Raw genomic sequence first — 509 nt, 5'->3', positions numbered from 1 at the left:
ACCGAAGCAACCTTTCCCGATGCCGACGTAAAACGAATCCATCAGCCTCTTATCGAAAAATTTACTCGCCTCTATCATGAGAAGCAGGAACGCATAGTAGTGTTCTTGTGCGCTCCTCCGGGCAGTGGCAAGTCGACACTCGCTGCGTTCTGGGAATACTTGTCGGAACAAGATGAAAGCCAAGAGCCTTTACAAGTGCTGCCGTTTGATGGTTTCCATTATCCAAATGAGATCCTCGACAACAATACGATTGAACGAGATGGCGAGCTCGTGTCTCTGCGCAGTATTAAGGGGGCCTATCAAACATTTAATCTGACGGAGCTTATCGACAAGCTCAAACAGCTCAAAGTGAAAGATCCGAAATGGCCTTACTACGACCGCAATTTGCATGATCCAGTCGACGACGCCATTTTAGTGAATCGCAATGTTGTTGTCGTTGAGGGGAATTGGTTACTGCTTAATGAACCGGTGTGGAATGAACTGCATCGTTTGGCAGATTTTACCGTCTT

General features: G+C 47.0%; 1 protein-coding gene. It reads left to right on the top strand.

Annotation, left to right across the window (positions count from 1 at the left end; all coding sequences use genetic code 11):
- A partial coding sequence (locus R7P74_RS29655) for a nucleoside/nucleotide kinase family protein (RefSeq protein ID WP_318124332.1) occupies window positions 1-509 on the top strand: 509 nt, incomplete at both ends.

Source organism: Vibrio sp. 2033 (assembly GCF_033339735.1).
The sequence above is the reverse complement of the archived record's forward strand: the minus strand, read 5'-3'. Positions and strand labels throughout refer to the sequence as shown.